Annotated in this window: 1 protein-coding gene; it reads right to left on the bottom strand. The window is 49.0% G+C overall.

Annotation, left to right across the window (positions count from 1 at the left end; genetic code table 11):
• The coding region (tgt, locus tag HW443_RS12185; protein WP_407079828.1) for a tRNA guanosine(34) transglycosylase Tgt at positions 1 to 701 on the bottom strand (701 nt) is incomplete at its 3' end.
• Between the last annotated feature and the right edge of the window lie 107 nt (positions 702 to 808).

The raw sequence follows: 808 nt of genomic DNA, 5'->3' as shown, positions 1-808 counted from the left end.
CCCATAAAATATCTGGCCTTATGGGGAGGTATTCTGTCCAGAGCCGCCTCCAGGACTTCCAGCATTACCTCCTTTGGCTCCCCCACACTGAGACCGCCTATTCCGTAGCCATCAAACTCTAGCTCTACGGTCTCTTCAGCACTTTCTACCCTGAGGTCTTTGTAAATGCCACCCTGAATTATGCCAAAATAGGCCTGCTCGGGTGGGAGCTCCAGTCTTTTTAAATACTCTTTGGATCTCCTGGCCCATTGCAGAGTCCTTCGCATCGCTTGTAAAGTATAGTCATGTTCACTGGGATATGCAACACATTCATCCAAAATCATGGCTATATCCGAACCAAGTACCCGGTGAATATCGATGACCTTCTCTGGAGTAAACAGATGTACTGATCCATCGATGATGGACTGAAACTCCACACCGTGGTCGTATATTTTTCGAATTTGGCTCAGGCTAAAAACCTGAAAACCACCGCTATCGGTCAGAATGACACCTGGCCAGTTCATGAAGCGGTGGAGTCCCCCGGCTTTTTCCATAACCTCCAGGCCGGGCCGAAGATAGAGATGGTACACATTACCCAAAATTAGCCTGAATCCCATATCCCATAGCTCCTCCGGAGTCATAGCCTTGACCGTGGCTTTGGTCCCCACGGGCATGAAGACTGGGCTCTCCACCACGCCCCGTGCAGTAGTTATGCGGCCCACCCGGGCCCGGCTATGGGGATCTTCTTGTAGAACTTCAAAAGAATAAGTCAAGCCAATTAGAGGTAGTCGAATCAATTTTGATAGAACAAGTTTGATAAAATCAGGGT

The organism is Candidatus Hakubella thermalkaliphila (assembly GCF_013281975.1).
In the GTDB taxonomy this organism is placed as follows: Bacteria; Actinomycetota; Humimicrobiia; order Hakubellales; family Hakubellaceae; genus Hakubella; species Hakubella thermalkaliphila.
Note: the sequence above shows the minus strand (reverse complement) of the source record. Positions and strands in the feature narration are given on the sequence as shown.